The following is a 19,166-nucleotide window of genomic DNA, read 5'->3' as shown; positions in this document are numbered from 1 at the left end:
TTGGCTTATGCGTTGGGAAGAACTGGAGCAGCAACCCTGCTCCTTGGCTCGCACGTTATCGGTGGTGGGTGACCGCTGGACGCTGCTGGTGCTGCGCGAGAGCTTTCTCGGTATTCGTCGTTTCGACGAGTTCGAGAAACGCCTGGTGATTACCCGCCACGTGCTGGCCGAGCGGCTGAAAAAGCTGGTGGAAGCTGGGGTGCTGGACAAGGTGGCCTATCAGCAGCGGCCGTTGCGTGAGGAATACTGCCTAAGCGCCAAGGGCCGCGATCTGTACCCGGCCATCATGGCCCTGGTGCATTGGGGCGACCGCCATATGAGCGGCGCCGAGGGTGCGCCGATCCGCCATATCCACCGCACCTGCGGCAGGCCTATGCATGGCGTGCTGGTCTGTTCGGATTGTGGTGAGCCGCTGCAGCCGCGTGACGTTCAGTTGGAAGAAGCGCCTGCGCTCAAGGGCCAGTTACTGCCGGCGCATTGGCATCAGCAGCAGGAACAGGGTTAGAACAGTCGCGCGAGTAAAGCGGTAACTGCTGTTTCCACCCGCAGAATCCGTGCACCCAGTTGCACCGGTTGCAGGCCGGCTTCGGCAAGCTTTTCCACTTCGTAGGGAATCCAACCGCCTTCCGGGCCGATGGCCAGCGTCACGGCCTGTTCGACTGCCCGTGGGCAGGCTGGGAAGTCGCCGGGATGGCCAACCAGGCCCAGGGTGCCGGCTGCGATGCCGGGCAACTGGTCTTCGACAAAAGGCTTGAAGCGCTTCTCGATAATGACGTCCGGCAGCACGGTATCGCGGGCCTGTTCCAGGCCGAGGATCAGCTGTTCGCGAATCGCCGCCGGTTCGAGAAAAGGCGTCTGCCAGAAGCTTTTTTCCACCCGGTAGCTGTTCAGCAGAATCAGCCGAGGCACGCCCATACTGCTGACGGTTTGCAGCACGCGCCGCAGCATCTTCGGCCGGGGCAAGGCGAGCAGCAGGGTCAGTGGCAGTTTCTCAGGCGGCGGCTGGTCGAGCTGCACGGCCAGTTCAGCCTGCTCGGCGTCCAGACGCAGCAATTGGCCGCTGCCCATCAGGCCGTTCAGGCGACCGACGCGCAGGCTGTCGCCCGCTTCGGCGCGGTGCACTTCATGCAGATGCTTGAGGCGGCGGCCGCTGAGCAGCACGCGGTCGGCGGCGATAAAGTCGCCGTCTTCCAGTAGCAGCAGGTTCACGGCTGCGCGGCGGGCGGCTGGTCGTTGGAGGGGCTGTCGTTTTCGGCTTCTTCAGCCGCCGCTTCCTGTTCGGCGCGGCGCTTGACCAGGCTGCCGCAGAACAGGCCGGCTTCGAACAGCAGCCACATGGGCACGGCCAGCAGGGTTTGCGAGAACACATCGGGCGGGGTCAGAACCATACCGACGACAAAGCAGCCGACTATCACATAGGGGCGGCTCTGACGCAGGGTGGCGACATCGACAACGCCGACCCAGATCAGCAAAAAGGTGGCAATCGGGATTTCGAATGCGACGCCGAAGGCGAAGAACAGGGTCAGGACGAAATCCAGGTACTGACCGATATCGGTCATCATCGCCACGCCTTCCGGGGTCACGCTGGCGAAGAAACCGAACATGATCGGGAAGACCACGAAGTAGGCGAAGGCCATGCCGGCGTAGAACAGCAGAATGCTGGAGATCAACAGCGGTATGGCGATGCGCTTCTCGTGCTTGTAGAGCCCAGGCGCGATAAAGCCCCAAATCTGATGCAGGATGATCGGGATCGCCAGAAATAGCGCGACCATCAACGTCAGCTTGAACGGCGTAAGGAATGGCGAGGCCACACCCGTGGCGATCATAGTCGCGCCTTCCGGCAGGTAGGCGCGCAGCGGGGCGGCGACCAGCGCGTAGATGTCCTGGGAGAAATAGAACAGCCCGGCAAACAGCGCGAATACCGCCGCGACAATACGCAGCAGGCGCGTGCGCAGTTCGGTCAGGTGGGAGACCAGGGGCATTTCCTGATCGCTGTCCGGTCGTTGGCTCATGGCTGCGGGCTTTTATCCTGGCGGGTGCTATCGGTAGTGGCGACCGGCTCTGCTGCTGGGGTCGCGGCAGGGCTCGGATCGGTGATGGTGCTAAGCGGCGCGCTGAGGCTTTGCTTCATCGCGTTCATTTCCCGCTCCAGCTCGAGGATCTGCTCGTTATGCAGCTGGCGGCGGATTTCATCCGCGCCGATCTCGCGCTCGACCTCAGCCTTGATCGCACTGAAGCTGCGCTTGATCCGGCCGATCCACAAACCAGCCGTACGCACCGCGCCGGGCAGGCGATCAGGCCCCAGCACCACCAGGGCGACGATGCCGACCAGCAGCAGCTCGGTAAAGCCGATATCGAACATGGCTTAGTCTTTTTTCGCCGGTTCTTCGACCTTGCGCGCCTGGGCGTCGATGGTCTGGCCCTTGGGCTCTTCCACGGCGGGGGCTGGCTTTTCGGCGTCGCTGTTGTCCATTGACTTGCGGAAGCCCTTGATCGCATCACCCAGGTCCGAACCCAGGCCCTTGAGGCGCTTGGTGCCGAACAGCATGACCACGATCAGCAGGATGATCAGGAGTTGCCAGATGCTAATGCCACCGAATCCCATAATGCGTACTCCGAAAGTGAAGGTTTAATCAGTCTTGCGAACGCGCGGCTTTTTCCGCGTGCCCGGAGAGGCCAAAGCGCCGGTCCAGTTCGTCCAATACCGCCTGGGGATGCTGGCCGAGTGCGGCGAGCATGACCAGGCTGTGGAACCACAGGTCGGCGGTTTCATAAATCACATCGCTGCAGTCGCCGCTGACGGCTGCATCTTTGGCGGCGAGGATGGTTTCCACCGACTCCTCACCGACCTTTTCCAGAATCTTGTTCAGGCCCTTGTGGTACAGGCTGGCGACATAGGAACTGTCTGCGGCCGCGCCTTTGCGCGACTCCAGCACTTCGGCCAGGCGGCTCAGGGTATCAGTCATGGCCGACTTACTCATGGGTATGTCCTGCGCTGTAGATGGCGTGCGGGTCTTTCAACACCGGTTCGACGATTTTCCAGGTACCGTCCTCGAACACCCGGTAGAAGCAGCTCTCGCGGCCGGTGTGGCAGGCGATACCGCCCAGCTGTTCAACCATCAGGATGATCACGTCAGCGTCGCAGTCCAGGCGCATTTCATGCAGTTTCTGCACATGCCCGGATTCTTCGCCCTTACGCCAGAGTTTGCCGCGCGAGCGTGACCAGTAGATGGCGCGCTGCTCGGTGGCGGTCAGGGCCAGGGCTTCGCGGTTCATCCAGGCCATCATTAGCACGCGGCCGGTTTTGTGGTCCTGGGCGATTGCCGGCACCAAGCCGTCGCTGTTCCAGTTGATTTCGTCGAGCCAGTCAGTCATTGCCCTATCCGCCCATCTCGGGCTGCTTGATTCAGAAGGCTAGTGTGCCAGCGCGCACCCGGTGTGGCTATCGGCGCAGCACCAGATAGATGCCGCCTGCGAGCATCAGCCAGCTCGGCCAGACGACCAGGCTCAATGCCAGGCCTTGTGTAGCTGCGCCAGCGATCAGCGCTGCGCCGAGCAGGCGGGCCGGCCATTGGCGGCTCGGTGCAGGCTGTTCCTGGCGGCTGGTCGGCTGCTGGTTTAGGCGCTCGAGGGTTTCGCGGGCGATCTGCGACAGGTGCGGCACCTGTTCGGCCTGCAGTTGCAGGTTGCGCAGCAGCTGCAGCGGGCTGATGCGCTCACGCATCCAGCGCTCGAGAAACGGCTGCGCGGTGCTCCACAGATCGAGGTCCGGGTACAGCTGACGGCCTAGGCCTTCGATGTTGAGCAGGGTTTTCTGCAGCAGCACCAGCTGCGGCTGCACTTCCATATTGAAGCGCCGCGCAGTCTGGAACAGACGCAACAGCACCTGGCCGAAGGAGATGTCCTTCAGTGGTTTTTCGAAGATCGGCTCGCACACGGTGCGGATTGCCGCCTCGAAATCATTGATCTTGGTTTCCGCCGGCACCCAGCCCGAGTCGATATGCAGCTGCGCCACGCGACGGTAATCGCGCTTGAAGAAGGCAATCAGGTTGCGCGCCAGGTAGTCCTGATCTTCGGCGGTGAGGCTGCCGATGATGCCGCAGTCGATGGCAATGTACTGCGGGTTCCACGGCGTGCGGGTGCTGACGAAAATATTGCCGGGGTGCATGTCGGCGTGGAAGAAGCTGTCGCGGAACACCTGGGTGAAGAAAATCTCCACGCCGCGCTCGGCCAGCAGTTTCATGTCGGTGCGCTGATCGGCCAGGGTTTCCAGGTCGGTGACCTGAATACCGTAGATGCGCTCCATCACCAGCACTTTCGGCCGGCAATAGTCCCAGTACACCTGCGGCACATAGAGCAGCGGCGAGCCTTCGAAGTTGCGCCGCAGCTGGCTGGCGTTGGCCGCTTCGCGCAGCAGGTCGAGTTCGTCGTAAATGGTCTTTTCGTAATCGCTGACCACTTCTACCGGGCGCAGCCGGCGGGCATCGGCGGAGGCACGCTCGGCCAGTTTGGCGAGAAGAAACAGCCAGGCAATATCCTGCTCGATTACCGGTTTCAGGCCGGGGCGAATGACCTTGACCACCACATCTTCGCCGCTTTTCAGCTGCGCGGCATGTACCTGGGCGACGGAGGCCGAGGCCAGCGGCTGAGTATCAAAGCGGGCAAATACTTCGCCGACCTTGGCGCCCAGTTGTGACTCGATCAGCGCCAGTGCCTTGGCCGGATCGAAGGGTGGCACCTGATCCTGCAACTTGGCCAGCTCATCGGCAATATCCGGGGGCAGTAGGTCGCGGCGGGTGGAAAGCAGCTGGCCGAACTTGATAAAGATCGGCCCCAGTTCCTCCAACGCCAAACGCAAGCGTGCACCTCGCGTCAGCAGCAAGTCGCGGCGTGGCAGCCAGCGCCAGGGCAGCACATAACGCAGCGCGCGTGCCCAGAAGGGCAGCGGCAGGGCGAATAACAGGTCGTCCAGCTGGTAGCGAATGACTACGCGCTGGATACGCAACAAACGACGAACGGCAAGCAGCTTCATGCGATGGGCTTATGGCGTTGGGCGAGGCGCTCGATGCGCGCGTCGAGTCGGTCGAGGGACAGCTTGAGGTGGTCCAGTTCGGCGAAGCGCGCATCGGCTTCGCGCTGGCCGACCAGGCTGCGGGATTCTTCACTGAGGTAATCGGCGAGGTTCAGACGCAGGCTGTCGAGCGCCTGGTTGCTCCAGTTAACCCGGCTGCGCAGATGGCCACCGAGCAGCTGGCTACCGACCGGGCCGAGCCAGCGCGACAGTTCGTACTCCCAGTCCAGCTCGAGATCCTGAAGGATCCCGGCCAGTTCCAGCAGGGCGGCGCTGTCGCCATCTAGGCTGACGTCCGGGCTGTGCAGGATGCTGGTCTTGTCCTTGCTGGTGGCCAGACGCACGAGGCTCGAGGCGGGTGCGCGCAGGCGACAATCCGCTTCGCCTGCCCATTGTGCGGCCAGTTGCAGGCCGTTGGCGCTGGGCAGAATAAACAGCTGCATATTCGGCGCGGAGCACTCGACGGCAATCACCCGGCCGCTCAAGCGTGCCAGGCGCGGCAGCGCGGTGCTGTCCATGGCCAACACGCGGTTAAGGCCGAGTTCGACGCCGGCCAGCAGCCCGGTCAGCAGCATCAGGGCTTGATGCCGCGGTGCAGGGCGACGATGCCGCCGGTCATGTTGTGGAAGGTCACGCGCTCGAAGCCGGCTTCCACCATCATCGCTTTGAGGGTGTCCTGATCCGGGTGCATGCGGATCGACTCGGCCAGGTAGCGGTAGCTTTCGGCGTCGTTGGTGATCAGCTTGCCGGCCAGAGGCATAAACTTGAACGAGTAGGCGTCGTAGAACTTCGACAGCAGCGGGCTGGACGGTTTGGAGAATTCCAGGATCAGCAGGCGACCGCCGGGCTTGAGCACGCGCAGCATCGAACGGATGGCATCTTCTTTATGCGTCACGTTGCGCAGGCCGAAGGCGATGGTCACCACGTCGAAGTGGTTGTCCGGGAACGGCAGTTTCTCCGCATCGGCCTGAACGAAGCTGACGTTGCCGGCCACGCCCTTGTCGAGCAGGCGATCCCGGCCGACGCGCAGCATTGATTCGTTGATATCAGCCAGCACCACTTCGCCGGTCGGACCGACCAGGCTGGAGAACTTGCGGGTCAGATCGCCCGTACCGCCGGCGATATCCAGCACCCGGTTGCCGCTGCGCACGCCCGACAGCTCGATGGTGAAGCGCTTCCACAGGCGGTGCATGCCGCCGGACAGCACATCGTTCATCAGGTCGTACTTGGCCGCCACCGAGTGGAAGACTTCGGCGACTTTTTCCGCCTTCTGGCTTTCCGGCACGCTCTGGAAACCAAAGTGCGTGGTGGGTTCGCTGTCGCTGCTCTTGCGCGGATCGTTCATCTTGCCCTTTCCTAAAACACAGAGGCTGCATCTAAAGTGGCGGCCATTCTAAACCTAAAAGCCGCCCTAGGCTTCAAGCCGCGCGCGCAAGTAAAAGCCTGAAGGCTTTGCACCCGCGCAGCTTGCTATAGTCTCGCGACCTAAGGTCGCAGTTAACTGGCGAGGAGAAATGCCATGGCCAAGATCACCGTCGAACGTCCCCACTCCCTGGGGCGCGAAGTCGCCCGCGAGAAAGCCGAGCAACTGGCCGAGCGCCTGGCCCGCGAATACGACGTGCGCTACCGCTGGAATGGCGACAACCTGGAGTTCAAGCGCAGCGGCGCGGATGGCCGTATTGAAGTGCATGAGCACAGCGTGCGCGTGCAGCTCAGCCTGGGCCTGTTGCTGTCGGCCATGAGCGGCAGCATCAAACGCGAAATCGAAGAGGTGCTGGACAAGAATCTGCAGGCTTGAGGTGTCGCCTGATGGCACCTTGGCAGTTTTTGATGGCCAGCCATCCATGGCGGCCACCCTTCGGGCCGTTGCTGCGCAACGTTTAAAACTGCTCCAGGCAGTTTTTTCTCACGCTTAGTATGCGGTTTCTAATTTTCATCGATACCGTGCTCCTAAGCCTGCATTCCGTGGGCGTTTCCTCGAAACACTTAGAGTGAGGTGCACCATGTCGAAAGTTGCCGTTAAAAAGAAAGCCGTCGTTGAAGAAACCAGCAGCGTGCTGAGTGACGCAAAAGTGTACGCCCGCAAGATTTACTTGGCCGGCCTGGGCGCATACGCCAAAGCGGGTCAGGAAGGTGCCGAGTACTTCAAAGAGCTCGTGAAGAGTGGCGAAGGCGTTGAAAAACAAGGCAAAAAACTGGTCAACGAACAAGTTGAAGCAGCCAACAGCCAGATCGACAGCGTTAAAAGCACTGTCACCAGCAACGTCAGCAGCGTGAAAGGCAAGTTTGAAGTGCAGCTCGACAAGATCGAGAAAGCCTTCGACAACCGTGTTGCCAGCGCTCTGAACCGCATTGGTATCCCGTCCAAGCAGGATGTTGAAGCACTCTCTGCTAAGCTGGATGAGCTGAGCGCGTTGCTCGAGCACGTCGCGCGTACCAAGTAAGGAGAGCAGGATGGCTGTCAAAAAGAAAACCGAAAAGCAAACCACTTCCTGGATCGGCGAAGTAGAAAAATACTCGCGTCAAATCTGGCTGGCTGGTTTGGGTGCCTACTCCAAGGTCAGCAAGGACGGCAACAAGCTGTTCGACACGCTGGTCAAGGATGGCGAAAAAGCTGAGAAGCAAGCCAAGACCGAAGTCGACAAGCAAGTTGGCGCAGTGAAGTCCTCCGTGGGTTCCACCGTGGGCTCCGCCAAGTCGAAAGTCGATGAAGTCAAAGACAAGGCTATTGGCAAGTGGGGCGAGCTGGAAGAAGCCTTCGACAAGCGTCTGAACAATGCCATTTCGCGTCTCGGTGTACCGAGCCGCAATGAAGTGAAAGCGCTCAACGCCAAAGTCGAAAGCCTGACCAAGCAGATCGAGAAACTCACCGGTGTATCGGTTAGCTCGGTTAAGCCTGCCGTCAAGAAGGTTGCTGCCAAGCCTGCCGCTAAACCCGCTGCCAAGCCGGTTGCTAAAGCTGCAGCTAAACCAGCGGCCAAACCTGCTGCTAAGCCTGCCGCTAAACCGGTAGCCAAAGCTGCAGCCAAGCCTGCTGCTAAACCCGCTGCTAAGCCGGTTGCCAAAGCTGCCGCTAAGCCAGCAGCTAAACCTGCTGCCAAACCAGCAGCCAAGCCTGTCGCTAAACCGGCAGTCAAAGCTGCGGCCAAGCCGGCACCAGCCAAGCCAGTAGCCGCTAAACCGGCTGCTCCGGTGGCCGCTGCTGCGCCTGCTCCGGCAGCCGCTCCTGCTGCACCTGCGACACCTGCTACCCAGTCGTAAGACGCGCAGCAGTCAACGCAAACGCCCGGCCTAGTGCCGGGCGTTTGCGTTTGTGCAGCCGGGTTAATCTTCCAGGTAACGCTGCGCCAGGTGCTCTGCCGCGTAGCGCGACTCTTCGGCCAGGTGCGGGGCCACCAGCATCATCACCTGATACACCACCAGGCGGCTTTCACCCTCACGGCCGATGATGCGCTGGTAGTCGAGGGAGAACAGCAGGGTCAGGGTGATCTGCTCGACCAGCTGACCCAGCGCCTGGGTATCGCTTTGCAACTGGCCATCGAGCTGCAGTTGCGCCAGCAGTTCGGCCAGGGCGCGCTTCAGGCTATTGAGCCAATGACGCATGCCGCGTTCCAGTTTCGGTAGGCGGCTGGTTAGGTTGGACAGGTCCTGGAACAGAAAGCGGTAGTGCGCCAGGCGCTCGACGATCAGGTGCAGAAACAGCCAGTAATCTTCCACATCCAGCTGCACGTCTTCGGGCGGTGAAAGCAGCGGCGCCAGTTCCGCCTGAAAACGCTCGAACAAGCCGAGGATCAGTGGTTCCTTGCCGTGGAAGTGGTAGTACAGGTTGCCCGGGCTGATGCCCAGTTCGTTGGCGATTTCCAGGGTGGAAACGTTCGGTTCGCCCTTCTGGTTGAACAGCAGCAGGGCACACTCAAGGATTCTGTCGCGGGTTTTCATCCGGTCTTCTTATTCTGGCCGCGGGAAGGCTGAAGATACCTGGCCGCAATCGCTTGCGGCCAGTTTGATCATGCTTGGAACGATGTTTTAACGCACATGCACATAGGTGCCGGGTGCGGCCTCCATGGCCGGGTAATTCTGGTTGCCCAGGGCCATCAGGGTGTCCTTCTGCTCGCCCGAACGCTCTTGCATCCAGCTCAGCCATACCGGCCACCAGCTGCCCTGCACGTGCTCGGCATCGTGATACCAGGCGCGTGGGTCGCCGGTGAGTTTGGGGTTTTCCATGTAATTGGATTTGGGGTTGCCCGGCGGGTTGAGGATGCTTTGGATATGTCCGCTGTTGGACAGGATAAAGCGCCGGTCACCGCCCAGCAGCAGGGTCGAGCGGTACACCGCATCCCAGGGGGTAATGTGGTCGTTGATCCCGGCGACGCTGAAACTGTCCACCGTGACCTTCTGTAAATCGACCGGAGTGCCGCAGACTTCCAGGCCGCGCGGGTGGGTCAGCGGGTTGTGTTTGAAGAAGTCGATCAGGTCGCCATGCAGGGCGGCCGGCAGGCGGGTGTTGTCGTTGTTCCAGTAGAGAATGTCGAAGGCCGGTGGCTGTTTGCCGAGCAGGTAGTTGTTGACCCAGTAATTCCAGATCAGGTCGTTGGGGCGCATCCAGGCGAATACCCGCGCCATGTCGCGGCCATCCAGCACGCCTTGTTGATAGGAGCGGCGCTTGGCGGCTTCGAGGGTCAACTCGTCGGCAAACAGCATGGCCGGGCTGTCGATCTGGCTGTCGAGCAGGCTGACCATGTAGGTGGCGCTGGCCACTTTGCGCAGCTGGCGCTTGGCTTGCAGATGGCCCTGCAGCGCGGCGATGGTCAGGCCGCCGGCGCAGGCGCCGAGTAGGTTTACGTCCTTGCTGCCGGTGATTTCCCGGCAGGCATCAATAGCAACTTCGAGTGCTTCCACGTAGCTCGACAGACCCCACTCGCGGTGCCGCGGGTCAGGGTTGCGCCAGCTGACCACGAAGGTCTGCAGACCGTTCTTCAGGGCGTACTGAACGAAGCTCTTCTCGCTGGAGAGGTCGAAAATATAGAACTTGTTGATCTGCGGCGGCACGATCAGCAGCGGCTTGGCGTACTGCTTTTCGCTCATTGGCTTGTACTGGATCAGCTCCAGCAATTCGCTGCGAAACACCACAGAGCCGCTGGTGGTGGCCAGGTTACGACCGACTTCGAAAGCCTTTTTGCTGACTTGGCTGGGCATGCCATCGTTGTTTACCAGGTCATCGAATAGGTGCGTTACGCCCTTGAGCAGGCTGCTGCCGCCGGTGTTGAACAGCTCCTTGATCACTTGCGGGTTGAGCAGGGTGTTGCTGGGTGCCAGGGCATCGCCCAGCAGGGTGGCGACAAAGCGCGCGCGGGCGCGGTCATCGGCATCCAGATTGCTCTCGTCGATCCAGTTGTTCAGCTGCTTCTGGCAGGCCAGGTAGGCTTGCAGGCTGCGGCTGTAGATCGGGTTGTCACGCCAGGTCGGGTCGGCGAAGCGCGGATCTTGCGGGTTGACCTTGAACGGCTTGTCGCCCATCAGCACACGACCCAGTTGGCCGCCTAGCGCAGCGACATGCCGTGCACTGTGGATGGGTTGCTTGACCCCTTGCAGAGCGAGGCTGCGCAGGGTGGACAGCAGGTCGCGGCCGCGCAGGCCGACCACTGCATTTTGCGCGTTCATCACGCTTTTGTTCGCCGGCAAGGCGCGTTTGGCTGGTTGGTCTCGCATTGGGCAACACTCCGTCGTCAAACCGTGAGACTTCAAGGTTGATAGATAAGCAGCAAGGCTTATACCAATGCGCGCGCATGTGCGTTCCAGACTGCCGCGCGCCAAGTCCCAGGTAATACAACGTGCCCGAAAGTGGGTCAAGCACTGAGCTTCAGGCACAGCTCCAGTGCGCACTGCGATGCACTTGCCCAACCAAGGTGCGGTTAGCCGAGAGTGCGGGCTGGCGCGGGCTGTGGGTGCATGATCGCGCGCTGACGTTCTTCCTCAAGGAATTTCATGATGATTGGAGCGACGGCCTCGGCGCGGGTCACTAGGAACAGGTGGCCATCGTCGATTACGTGCAGCTCTGAGTTGGGGATGCGCCAGGCCAGCAGACGCATATTCACCAGCGGGATTAGCGGATCGTCGTCGCCGGCCATCACCAGCGTCGGTTGGCGAATCTTGTGCAGCCAGTGAATGCTGGTCCAGCCCAAGCCTGCGAACAGCTGCCAGTAGTAGCCCATCTTGCCGCCCGAACGGACTTTACTGGCATGCGCCAGGGCCAGTTTCGGGTCGCGGCGGAACGCGCCGCCGTAGATTTCCGGAGCAATCTGCACGCCGTAGGACGGCTGCACATAACGCCGCGGGCTGGCCATGCACCAGAGCACCTTGGGTTTGCCGGGAATCATCACCGCGCCGGCCGAGGTGGCCGCGAGGATCAGCTTCTTGCAGCGCTCCGGGTAATCGTGGGCGAACTGCTGCGCCAGGGCGCCGCCCCACGACACGCCAATCGCATTGACCTGACCGTAGTCGAGGTAATCGAGCATGCGCGCGGCGAGTTTGGCCAGGCCAGGAAAGCGGTACGGCGTGCTGGGCGTGGAGGAGCCGCCAACGCCGGGAACGTCGAACGCGATGACTTCCAGGCCGGGGTCCAGGGCACGCACGAAAGGCATGACCAACTCCAGGTTGGCCCCGATGCCGTTGAAGATCAGCAGCGGGGTCATCTTGCCGTTACCGGGGCGAACCGCGGTACGGATGGTTTGGCCGTCCAGTTCAATGGTACGGAATACAAAAGGTAGCGACATGCGCAAAAGCCCTATCAATTAAAACGCTGGATCAGACCCTCCAGGCCTTTTCCAGAAACGCCAGGGCAAAGCCTGGTTCGCCTCACCCGCTCAAATGAGTAGGTGGGCGAGCGACACTTCCAGTGCCGCGGGCAGTGTTGCGCAGTGCGCAGGGGATCAACGTTCGTGAACGTAAGTGCCGGGTGCTGCTTCGCCGGCCGGATGTTTCTTGTTGCCCAGTTGGCTCGGTGCCTTCTTGTGCGCGCCGGAGCGCGCGGCGAGCCAGACCTGCCAATGCAGCCACCAGGAGTCGGCGTGCTTGGTCGAGCTGGCTTGCCAGGTTTTCGGGTCCGCGTGCATCTGGGTGTTGGTCATGTAGCGTGATTTCGGGTTACCCGGCGGGTTGAGAATGCTCTGGATATGCCCGCTGTTGGACAGCACGAACTCGACATTGCCGCCGAACAGGTTGGCCGACTTGTAGCACGACTCCCACGGGGTGATGTGGTCGGTGGTGCCGGCCACGCAGTAGAGGTCGCTGGTGACCTGCTTGAGATCGACCGGGGTACCGCAGACTTCCAGCGCACCCGGGCGAATCAGCGGGTTGGAGGTAAACATGTCGATAAACTCGCCATGCAGGGCCGCGGGCAGGCGCGTGGTGTCGTTGTTCCAGTAGAGGATATCGAACACCGGCGGCTCGTTGCCGAGCAGGTAGTTGTTGACCCAGTAATTCCAGATCAGGTCGTTGGGGCGCATCCAGGCGAATACCTTGGCCATGTCGCTGCCTTCCAGCACACCGGCCTGGTAGGAACGGCGCTTGGCCATCTCCAGGCTTTTCTCGTCGGCGAACAGCGCCACGTCGGTTTCCAGGCGGTTATCCAGCACGCTGACCAGCAGGGTCAGGGCATGCACCTTCTTCTCACCCAGCGCGGCGTAATGGCCCAACAGCGAGGTGGTGGTGAGGCCGCCGGAACAGGCGCCGAGCATGTTGATGTCTTTGCTGCCAGTGACGGCGGTAACCACGTCGATGGCTTCTTTCAGTGCTTCGATATAGGTCGACAGGCCCCACTCGCGGTGTGCCTTGGTCGGGTTGCGCCAGCTCACCACGAAGGTCTGGATACCGTTGCGCAACAGGAAGCGCGCGACGCTTTTTTCTGGCGACAGGTCGAAGACGTAGAATTTGTTGATCTGCGGCGGCACCACCAGCAATGGGCGCTCGTGCACTTGCTCTGTGATCGGTTTGTACTGGATCAGCTCCAGCAGATCGTTGCGGAAAATCACCGCGCCATCGGTGGTGGCCAAGCTTTTGCCGACCTCGAAGGCATTCATGTTGACCTGGCTGGGCATGCCACCGTTGTTTACGATGTCCTGAGCCAGGTGCGACAGGCCGTCGAGCAGGCTTTTGCCGCCGGTTTCGAAGAAGCGTTTGACTGCAGCCGGGTTGGCCATGCTGTTGCTCGGGGCCATGGCTTCGGTCATCAGATTGATCACGAAGTGGCCACGGCTGGCATCCTGTTCAGACAGGTTGCTGTGCTCGACCCAGTCATGCAGCTCTTTGCGCCAGGCCAGGTAGGTCTGCAGGTAGCGGCGGTACAGCGGATTCTGACTCCAGGCCGGATCGGCAAAGCGCCGGTCGCCTTCGGTTGGGGTGAGGTCGGATTGGCCGAGCATCACGTTCTTCAGCTCCATGCTGAAGTGGGCAAGGTGTTTGGCGCTGTGCAGGGGTTGCTTGAGGGCTTGCTTGAGCACGACTCGGGCGGAGCTAAGTAGGTCTTTACCGCGGATGCCGATCACCGGGTTAAGGCCCAAAGTGTTCTCGGAGGCCTGGTGCTTCAGGTCATCATTATTCTTATCTGTCATCTACAACGCTCCATTGTCCTGAGACGAAATACCGGCGTAATACTGTGCACGGCGACACAGGGCTAAGGGCCAGGTATTGCCCGGATTACCAAGGGCGGATCGCTCCGCAATCGTCCTCGTCGCAGGGGCTGCCTGGCGCGAGAAACTTCCAACTACTTGGTTACCCGAGTTTGAGAATTTGTGCAAGCCGGCCGCGATCCAGGCCGAATGCGCGATGAGTATGCAGGGAAGGATTAGAAAATGCGCTCTAACCGGTCAGGATCAACGGGCTAGACGGGCTGCTGCGCTGCGGCAGATTGCCGCTTGGCGGGGCAGGGGTGAGGAAATCACTGAAGTGCCTGAGCCAATTACTGACGGCATGTCGCTTCAGCCGTTTACAGCATCAACTTGACCACGCTTTCGCTGGGGTCGCGGGACTTGCCGGCGGCGGCTAGGGCAGCGAGGTAATCGTTCCACAGTTCGCTCTGACGCAGGGATAGCTGCTCCAGGTAATCCCAGGTGAACAGGCCGCTGTCGTGGCCGTCATCGAAGGTCAGTTTGAGGGCGTAATTGCCGGCGGGCTCGATCTTGTTCAGGCCAACGCCGAGCTTGCCGGTCTGCAGGATCGGCTTGCCATGGCCCTGCACTTCTGCCGACGGCGAGTGCACACGGAGGAACTCGGCGGGCAGGGTGTAGCGCTCGTCAGCCCCGTAGTGCAGTTCTAGGGTTTTCGAGGCTTTGTGCAGTTTTATCGCAGTAGGGATGCGCATTATTGCTTCCTGGGTTGCTCCGTAGCCCGGGGAGCATCCGGGCTACGGGCGGGCGCGTTACAGGATATAGCGCGACAGGTCTTCGTCCTGCGCCAGCTCGCCGAGGTGGCTGTTGACGTAGGCCGCGTCGATCACGATCGGCGTACCGTTCTGCTGGCCAGCCAGATCGCCGGCGCTGAAGGAAACCTCCTCCAGCAGGCGCTCAAGCAGGGTGTGCAGGCGGCGCGCACCGATGTTCTCGGTCTTCTCGTTGACCTGATAAGCGATCTCGGCGATGCGCTTGATACCTTCGGCTACGAACTGAATGCCCAGGCCTTCGGTGTTCAGCAGTGCGGCGTATTGCTCGGTCAGTGAGGCGTGCGGCTCGGTGAGGATGCGCTCGAAGTCTTGCGGGGTCAGGGCTTTCAGCTCCACGCGAATCGGCAGGCGGCCTTGCAGCTCGGGCACCAGGTCGCTCGGCTTGCTCAGGTGGAACGCGCCGGAGGCGATAAACAGGATGTGGTCGGTTTTCACCATGCCCAGCTTGGTGTTCACCGTGCAGCCTTCGATCAGCGGCAGCAAGTCGCGCTGCACGCCTTCGCGGGACACGTCGGCGCCGCTGGTGTTGCCGCGCTTGGCCACCTTGTCGATCTCGTCGATAAACACGATGCCGTTCTGTTCCACGGCTTCCAGAGCCTGGGCCTTGAGCTCTTCCTCGTTGACCAGACGCGCGGCTTCTTCGTCGCGCACCAGCTTGAGGGCTTCCTTGACCTTGAGCTTGCGGCTCTTCTTCTTGCCCTTGCCCATGCTGGAAAACAGGCTCTGCAGCTGGTTGGTCATCTCTTCCATGCCCGGAGGGGTCATGATTTCGATGCCGGCCGGGGCGTCGGCCACTTCGATTTCGATGTCCTTGTCGTCCAGCTGACCTTCGCGCAGGCGCTTGCGGAACAGCTGGCGGGTGTTGGAATCGTTGCTCGGCGCCGGGTCTTCGTTGAAGCCGGTGCGTGGCGGCGGGAGCAGGGCATCAAGGATGCGCTCTTCGGCGGCATCTTCGGCGCGGTGACGCACTTTGATCATCTCCTGCTCGCGCAGCATCTTGATTGCCGCATCGGCGAGGTCACGGATGATCGACTCGACATCGCGGCCGACATAGCCGACCTCGGTGAACTTGGTCGCTTCCACCTTGATAAACGGCGCATTGGCCAGCTTGGCCAGGCGGCGGGCGATTTCGGTCTTGCCGACGCCGGTCGGGCCGATCATCAGGATGTTCTTCGGCGTTACTTCGGCGCGCAGCTCAAGCGGCAGCTGCATGCGCCGCCAGCGGTTGCGCAGGGCGATGGCCACGGCGCGCTTGGCGTCGTCCTGACCGATGATATGGCGGTTTAATTCGTGAACGATCTCGCGGGGCGTCATGGACATTCGGCGATACTCCAGAAGAAGACGCGCTTATTCAGCGCAGTCTTCTTCTTCGATAGTTAGGTTCTGATTAGTGAAGACACAGATGGAGCCGGCAATGTTCAACGCGGTTTCGGTGATTTCACGGGCGCTCAGGTCAGTTTTCTGCAGCAGGGCCATGGCCGCAGCCTGGGCGAAGCCGCCGCCGGAGCCCATGGCGATCAGGCCTTGCTCGGGCTCAACCACGTCGCCGTTGCCGGTAATGATCAAGGAGGCGTCCTTGTTGGCCACTGCCAGCATGGCTTCCAGGCGGCTCAGGGAGCGGTCGGTGCGCCAGTCTTTGGCCAGCTCGACGGCGGCGCGCACCAGATGGCCTTGGTGCTTCTCCAGCTGGCCTTCGAAGCGTTCGAACAGGGTAAAGGCGTCGGCGGTGGCACCGGCGAAGCCGGCCAGCACCTGGCCGTGGTACAGGCGGCGAACTTTTTTCGCGTTGCCTTTCATCACGGTATTGCCGAGGGACACCTGGCCGTCGCCGCCCATGACGACTTTGCCGTTGCGGCGTACTGAAACGATGGTGGTCAAGGGGAGAGTCTCCACGCAGCGGGGCGAAAGTGCCCAATGCCGAATGAAGTGGGGGCAGCGATGGCCTGCTTCAAGCCCTGGGGCACTCGCTCTCCGACAAATAGTCGTCAGAACCTGCCTCGGAATCTGCTGCGCGTCGGCCAAACTGCGTTGAAAACGGCTTCGGAATGCTCATTTACAACTCGTAAACTCCGCTTCCTCAGCCGTTTTCGCCTTGTTTTGCTCTAGCTCGCGAGATCCGAAACAGGTTCTTGGGTTACGCCGCAGGGCTTGAACTTACTGGCTTTGGCGCTGCTGTAACAACAGGTTGCTAAAGCCGCTGGCGGCCAAGGATTTTTGCGCTTGGCCGAGCTGCTCGCGGGTGGCGAAAGGGCCGACCAGCACGCGGTGCCAGGTTTCTTCGCGCACCGTGCCGGATTCCACCTGCACGCTTTGCCCGAGCAGGATGATCTGCGCGCGCAGGCTGTCGGCGTCATCCTTGCGGCGGAATGAACCGGCCTGGAGGAAGAACTGCGAGCTGACCGGGCCCTTGGCGACCACTGGCGGCGGTGGCGGCACCTGGCCGTTGAGCGCGGCTTCGGCACGTGCGGCGTCGATCTTTGCGGCTTCTTCCGGGGTGACCGGCTTCTGCGCGGGCGGTGCGACGGGCTCGATGCTTTGCGGCGGCAGGATCACTTCCGATTCCGGCAGCAGGGTGTAGAAGTCGTATTTAGGCTTGGCCGGCTCGTTGCTGGCGGGCTTGGCGGCCGTCGCTTTATTGGCCTGAGTGACGCGCGCCTGTTCGACCTTGTTGCGCTTGATCTCATCGCGACCCGGTTCGAGGCTGAACAGAAACACCATAAAGCCGCCGATCACCAGGCCGCAAACCAGCCAGAACCAGCCCGGCACCGGCTTTTTCGCTGGCGCCTGGTAACGGCTGGCGCCACGTTTGGCGGCGGGTTTTTTCTTGGCGGCCACTTACATGCGCTCCAGGGTTTCCAGGCCGAGCAGTTCCAGGCCCTGCTTGAGCGTGCGCGCGGTCAGTGCGGCCAGGCGCAGGCGGCTGTTGCGCAGCGCTTCGTCCTCGGTGGAGAGGATCGGGCAGTTCTCGTAGAAGCTGGAGAACAGCCCGGCCAGGTCGTACAGGTAAGCACAGAGCAGGTGTGGCTCGCCCTTGTCGGCAACGCTGGCGAGCACTTCGGCGAACTGCGCGAGTTTGCCGGCCAGTTCGATTTCGTGGGCGGCCTGCAGGTCGAGACTGCCTTCGATCTGCTCGAAGCCCTTGCCCAGCTTGCGGAACACGCTGGCCACGCGGGTGTAGGCGTACAGCAGATACGGCGCGGTGTTGCCCTCGAAGCTGAGCATCAGCTCGAAGTTGAAGCGGTAGTCGCTGGTGCGGTGCTTGGACAGGTCGGCGTATTTCACCGCGCCGATGCCTACGGCGCGGGCGATCTGCCGTAGCTCGGCTTCGTCCAGCTCGGGGTTCTTGCCTTTGACCAGGGCGTAGGCGCGCTCTTCGGCTTCATCGAGCAGGTCGACCAGCTTCACCGTGCCGCCGTCGCGGGTCTTGAACGGGCGGCCATCGGCGCCGTTCATGGTGCCGAAGCCCATATGTTCCAGCTGCATGTTGGCCGGGACGAAACCAGCCAGACGCGCGGCAGTGAAGACCATCTGGAAGTGCAGGGCCTGGCGCTGATCGACGAAGTACAGCGCGCGGTCGGCTTTCAATACATTGGCGCGGTAGCGCGTGGCGGCCAGGTCGGTGGTGGCGTACAGGTAACCGCCACCAGCCTTCTGCACGATCAGCGGCAGCGGGTTGCCTTCGGCGTTCTTGAATTCGTCCATAAACACGCACTGGGCGCCGTCGCTTTCGCTGAGCAGGCCCTTGGCCTTGAGGTCGGCGACCACGTTGGCCAGGTCGTCGTTGTAGGCGCTCTCGCCCTTGACGTCAGCCATGCTCAGCTTCACGCCGAGGCGGTCATACAACGCCTGGCAGTGGCTCAGGGAAATATCGTTGAAGCGGTGCCACAGGCGCAGGCACTCGGCGTCGCCGGCCTGCAGCTGCACCACTAGCTCGCGGGCACGTTCGGCGAACTCAGGGGATTCGTCGAAGCGCTTCTTCGCTGCGCGGTAGAAACCTTCCAGGTCCGCCAGCTCGCTTTCGGCGGCCTCTGGGTTTTCCTGCATAAAGGCCAGCAGCATGCCGAACTGGGTACCCCAGTCGCCCACGTGGTTCTGCCGGATCACGTCGTCACCGAGGAATTCCAGCACCCGCGCCACGCCGTCACCGATGATGGTCGAGCGCAGATGGCCGACGTGCATCTCTTTGGCCAGGTTGGGTGCCGACAGGTCGACCACCACGCGCTGCGCTGGGCCAGCCTTGCGTACGCCAAGCTTGGCGTCGGCCAGCAGGGCATCTAGGCGCGCGGCCAGGGCTTGGGTGTTCTGATAGAAATTGAGGAAACCCGGGCCGGCGATCTCGACCTTGCTGATGGCGGCGTCGACCGGCAGCGCGGCAATCAGCTTCTCGGCCAGGTCACGCGGCTTCATGCCGGCCGGCTTGGCCAGCATCATGGCGATATTGCTGGCGAAGTCGCCGTGGGTCTTGTCCTTGGTGTTCTCCACCTGAATGGCCGGGCTCAGGCCTTCCGGCAGCACGCCGTCGGCGGTGAGGCGGGTCAGGGCTTGCTGGRTCAGGGGGCGRATGCTGTCTTTCATGGKCTGCTCGGTCGGCCNGTTGGGGCGGCGGCGCACCAAARGCGCTGGGTKGAAAACTGCGCMTTATYGACGCCCSTCCYCKTT

22 protein-coding genes are annotated in these 19,166 nt (G+C 61.7%); 4 read left to right on the top strand and 18 right to left on the bottom strand.

The window, feature by feature from the left end; all coding sequences use genetic code 11:
- The first annotated feature begins 7 nt into the window (after positions 1-7).
- Positions 8-505, top strand: a complete 498-nt coding sequence (locus ACQ4LH_RS18185; protein ID WP_430698493.1) for a winged helix-turn-helix transcriptional regulator — start codon at positions 8-10, stop codon at positions 503-505.
- Here ACQ4LH_RS18185 and ACQ4LH_RS18180 read toward each other — a convergent pair.
- The 9 genes from ACQ4LH_RS18180 to ubiE all read right to left on the bottom strand — a co-directional run bounded on the left by ACQ4LH_RS18180 (position 502) and on the right by ubiE (position 6,416).
- Entirely contained in the window at positions 502-1,209 is a 708-nt protein-coding gene (locus tag ACQ4LH_RS18180) for a 16S rRNA (uracil(1498)-N(3))-methyltransferase (RefSeq protein ID WP_430698492.1), read from the bottom strand. The two genes, ACQ4LH_RS18185 and ACQ4LH_RS18180, sit on opposite strands and share 4 nt — an antisense overlap.
- Positions 1,206-2,012, bottom strand: a complete 807-nt coding sequence (tatC, locus tag ACQ4LH_RS18175; RefSeq protein ID WP_430698491.1) for a twin-arginine translocase subunit TatC — start codon at positions 2,010-2,012, stop codon at positions 1,206-1,208. The genes ACQ4LH_RS18180 and tatC overlap by 4 nt, the downstream gene beginning before the upstream one ends.
- Positions 2,009-2,362: a Sec-independent protein translocase protein TatB gene (gene tatB, locus ACQ4LH_RS18170; RefSeq protein ID WP_430698490.1), complete on the bottom strand. Its 354-nt coding sequence runs from the start codon at positions 2,360-2,362 to the stop codon at positions 2,009-2,011. The genes tatC and tatB overlap by 4 nt, the downstream gene beginning before the upstream one ends.
- 3 nt (positions 2,363-2,365) lie before the next feature.
- Complete coding sequence (tatA, locus tag ACQ4LH_RS18165) at positions 2,366-2,605, bottom strand: twin-arginine translocase TatA/TatE family subunit (protein WP_422579900.1); 240 nt, start codon at positions 2,603-2,605, stop codon at positions 2,366-2,368.
- A 28-nt stretch (positions 2,606-2,633) separates the two neighbouring features.
- A complete protein-coding gene (locus ACQ4LH_RS18160; protein WP_090255176.1) occupies positions 2,634-2,966 on the bottom strand; it encodes a phosphoribosyl-ATP diphosphatase in 333 nt (110 codons plus the stop codon).
- A gap of 7 nt (positions 2,967-2,973) precedes the next feature.
- The gene (gene hisI, locus ACQ4LH_RS18155) at positions 2,974-3,375 is read right to left on the bottom strand and encodes a phosphoribosyl-AMP cyclohydrolase (protein ID WP_430698489.1); all 402 of its coding nucleotides are present in this window, start codon (positions 3,373-3,375) and stop codon (positions 2,974-2,976) included.
- Between the two features lie 67 nt (positions 3,376-3,442).
- The gene (ubiB, locus tag ACQ4LH_RS18150) at positions 3,443-5,032 is read right to left on the bottom strand and encodes a ubiquinone biosynthesis regulatory protein kinase UbiB (RefSeq protein ID WP_430698488.1); all 1,590 of its coding nucleotides are present in this window, start codon (positions 5,030-5,032) and stop codon (positions 3,443-3,445) included.
- A complete protein-coding gene (locus ACQ4LH_RS18145) occupies positions 5,029-5,646 on the bottom strand; it encodes a ubiquinone biosynthesis accessory factor UbiJ (RefSeq protein WP_430698487.1) in 618 nt (205 codons plus the stop codon). Before ACQ4LH_RS18145 ends, ubiB begins: the two co-directional genes overlap by 4 nt.
- Positions 5,646-6,416: a bifunctional demethylmenaquinone methyltransferase/2-methoxy-6-polyprenyl-1,4-benzoquinol methylase UbiE gene (gene ubiE, locus ACQ4LH_RS18140; RefSeq protein WP_090254901.1), complete on the bottom strand. Its 771-nt coding sequence runs from the start codon at positions 6,414-6,416 to the stop codon at positions 5,646-5,648. The genes ACQ4LH_RS18145 and ubiE overlap by 1 nt, the downstream gene beginning before the upstream one ends.
- 174 nt (positions 6,417-6,590) lie before the next feature.
- On the opposite strand from ubiE, the gene ACQ4LH_RS18135 reads away from it, so the two are divergent.
- The 3 genes from ACQ4LH_RS18135 to ACQ4LH_RS18125 all read left to right on the top strand — a co-directional run bounded on the left by ACQ4LH_RS18135 (position 6,591) and on the right by ACQ4LH_RS18125 (position 8,332).
- Complete coding sequence (locus ACQ4LH_RS18135) at positions 6,591-6,869, top strand: polyhydroxyalkanoic acid system family protein (protein WP_339525415.1); 279 nt, start codon at positions 6,591-6,593, stop codon at positions 6,867-6,869.
- Positions 6,870-7,074: 205 nt separating this feature from the next.
- Positions 7,075-7,515: a phasin family protein gene (locus tag ACQ4LH_RS18130; RefSeq protein ID WP_430698486.1), complete on the top strand. Its 441-nt coding sequence runs from the start codon at positions 7,075-7,077 to the stop codon at positions 7,513-7,515.
- A gap of 10 nt (positions 7,516-7,525) precedes the next feature.
- A complete protein-coding gene (locus ACQ4LH_RS18125) occupies positions 7,526-8,332 on the top strand; it encodes a phasin family protein (RefSeq protein ID WP_430698485.1) in 807 nt (268 codons plus the stop codon).
- Positions 8,333-8,395: 63 nt separating this feature from the next.
- Here ACQ4LH_RS18125 and ACQ4LH_RS18120 read toward each other — a convergent pair whose 3' ends face one another.
- The 9 genes from ACQ4LH_RS18120 to argS all read right to left on the bottom strand — a co-directional run bounded on the left by ACQ4LH_RS18120 (position 8,396) and on the right by argS (position 19,082).
- Entirely contained in the window at positions 8,396-9,010 is a 615-nt protein-coding gene (locus tag ACQ4LH_RS18120; protein ID WP_430698484.1) for a TetR/AcrR family transcriptional regulator, read from the bottom strand.
- Between the two features lie 87 nt (positions 9,011-9,097).
- On the bottom strand, positions 9,098-10,780 hold the full coding sequence (phaC, locus tag ACQ4LH_RS18115) for a class II poly(R)-hydroxyalkanoic acid synthase (RefSeq protein ID WP_430698483.1): 1,683 nt from the start codon (positions 10,778-10,780) through the stop codon (positions 9,098-9,100).
- 203 nt (positions 10,781-10,983) lie between these two features.
- Positions 10,984-11,844 (bottom strand): poly(3-hydroxyalkanoate) depolymerase, encoded by an 861-nt coding sequence (gene phaZ, locus ACQ4LH_RS18110; RefSeq protein WP_339411735.1) that lies wholly within the window; start codon positions 11,842-11,844, stop codon positions 10,984-10,986.
- Between the two features lie 156 nt (positions 11,845-12,000).
- The gene (gene phaC / locus ACQ4LH_RS18105) at positions 12,001-13,680 is read right to left on the bottom strand and encodes a class II poly(R)-hydroxyalkanoic acid synthase (protein WP_430698482.1); all 1,680 of its coding nucleotides are present in this window, start codon (positions 13,678-13,680) and stop codon (positions 12,001-12,003) included.
- A 374-nt stretch (positions 13,681-14,054) separates the two neighbouring features.
- Positions 14,055-14,429, bottom strand: a complete 375-nt coding sequence (locus ACQ4LH_RS18100; RefSeq protein ID WP_430698481.1) for a gamma-butyrobetaine hydroxylase-like domain-containing protein — start codon at positions 14,427-14,429, stop codon at positions 14,055-14,057.
- A gap of 57 nt (positions 14,430-14,486) precedes the next feature.
- Positions 14,487-15,827, bottom strand: a complete 1,341-nt coding sequence (gene hslU, locus ACQ4LH_RS18095) for an HslU--HslV peptidase ATPase subunit (protein WP_430698480.1) — start codon at positions 15,825-15,827, stop codon at positions 14,487-14,489.
- A 27-nt stretch (positions 15,828-15,854) separates the two neighbouring features.
- Entirely contained in the window at positions 15,855-16,385 is a 531-nt protein-coding gene (gene hslV, locus ACQ4LH_RS18090) for an ATP-dependent protease subunit HslV (protein WP_160489431.1), read from the bottom strand.
- A gap of 276 nt (positions 16,386-16,661) precedes the next feature.
- Complete coding sequence (locus tag ACQ4LH_RS18085; protein WP_430698479.1) at positions 16,662-17,342, bottom strand: SPOR domain-containing protein; 681 nt, start codon at positions 17,340-17,342, stop codon at positions 16,662-16,664.
- Positions 17,343-19,082 carry an arginine--tRNA ligase gene (argS, locus tag ACQ4LH_RS18080; protein ID WP_430698478.1) on the bottom strand — a complete coding sequence of 580 codons (1,740 nt, stop codon included), beginning with the start codon at positions 19,080-19,082 and terminating at the stop codon, positions 17,343-17,345.
- Between the last annotated feature and the right edge of the window lie 84 nt (positions 19,083-19,166).

Source organism: Pseudomonas peli, from assembly GCF_050563605.1.
Classification (GTDB): domain Bacteria; phylum Pseudomonadota; class Gammaproteobacteria; order Pseudomonadales; family Pseudomonadaceae; genus Aquipseudomonas; species Aquipseudomonas peli_A.
Note: the sequence above shows the minus strand (reverse complement) of the source record. Positions and strands in the feature narration are given on the sequence as shown.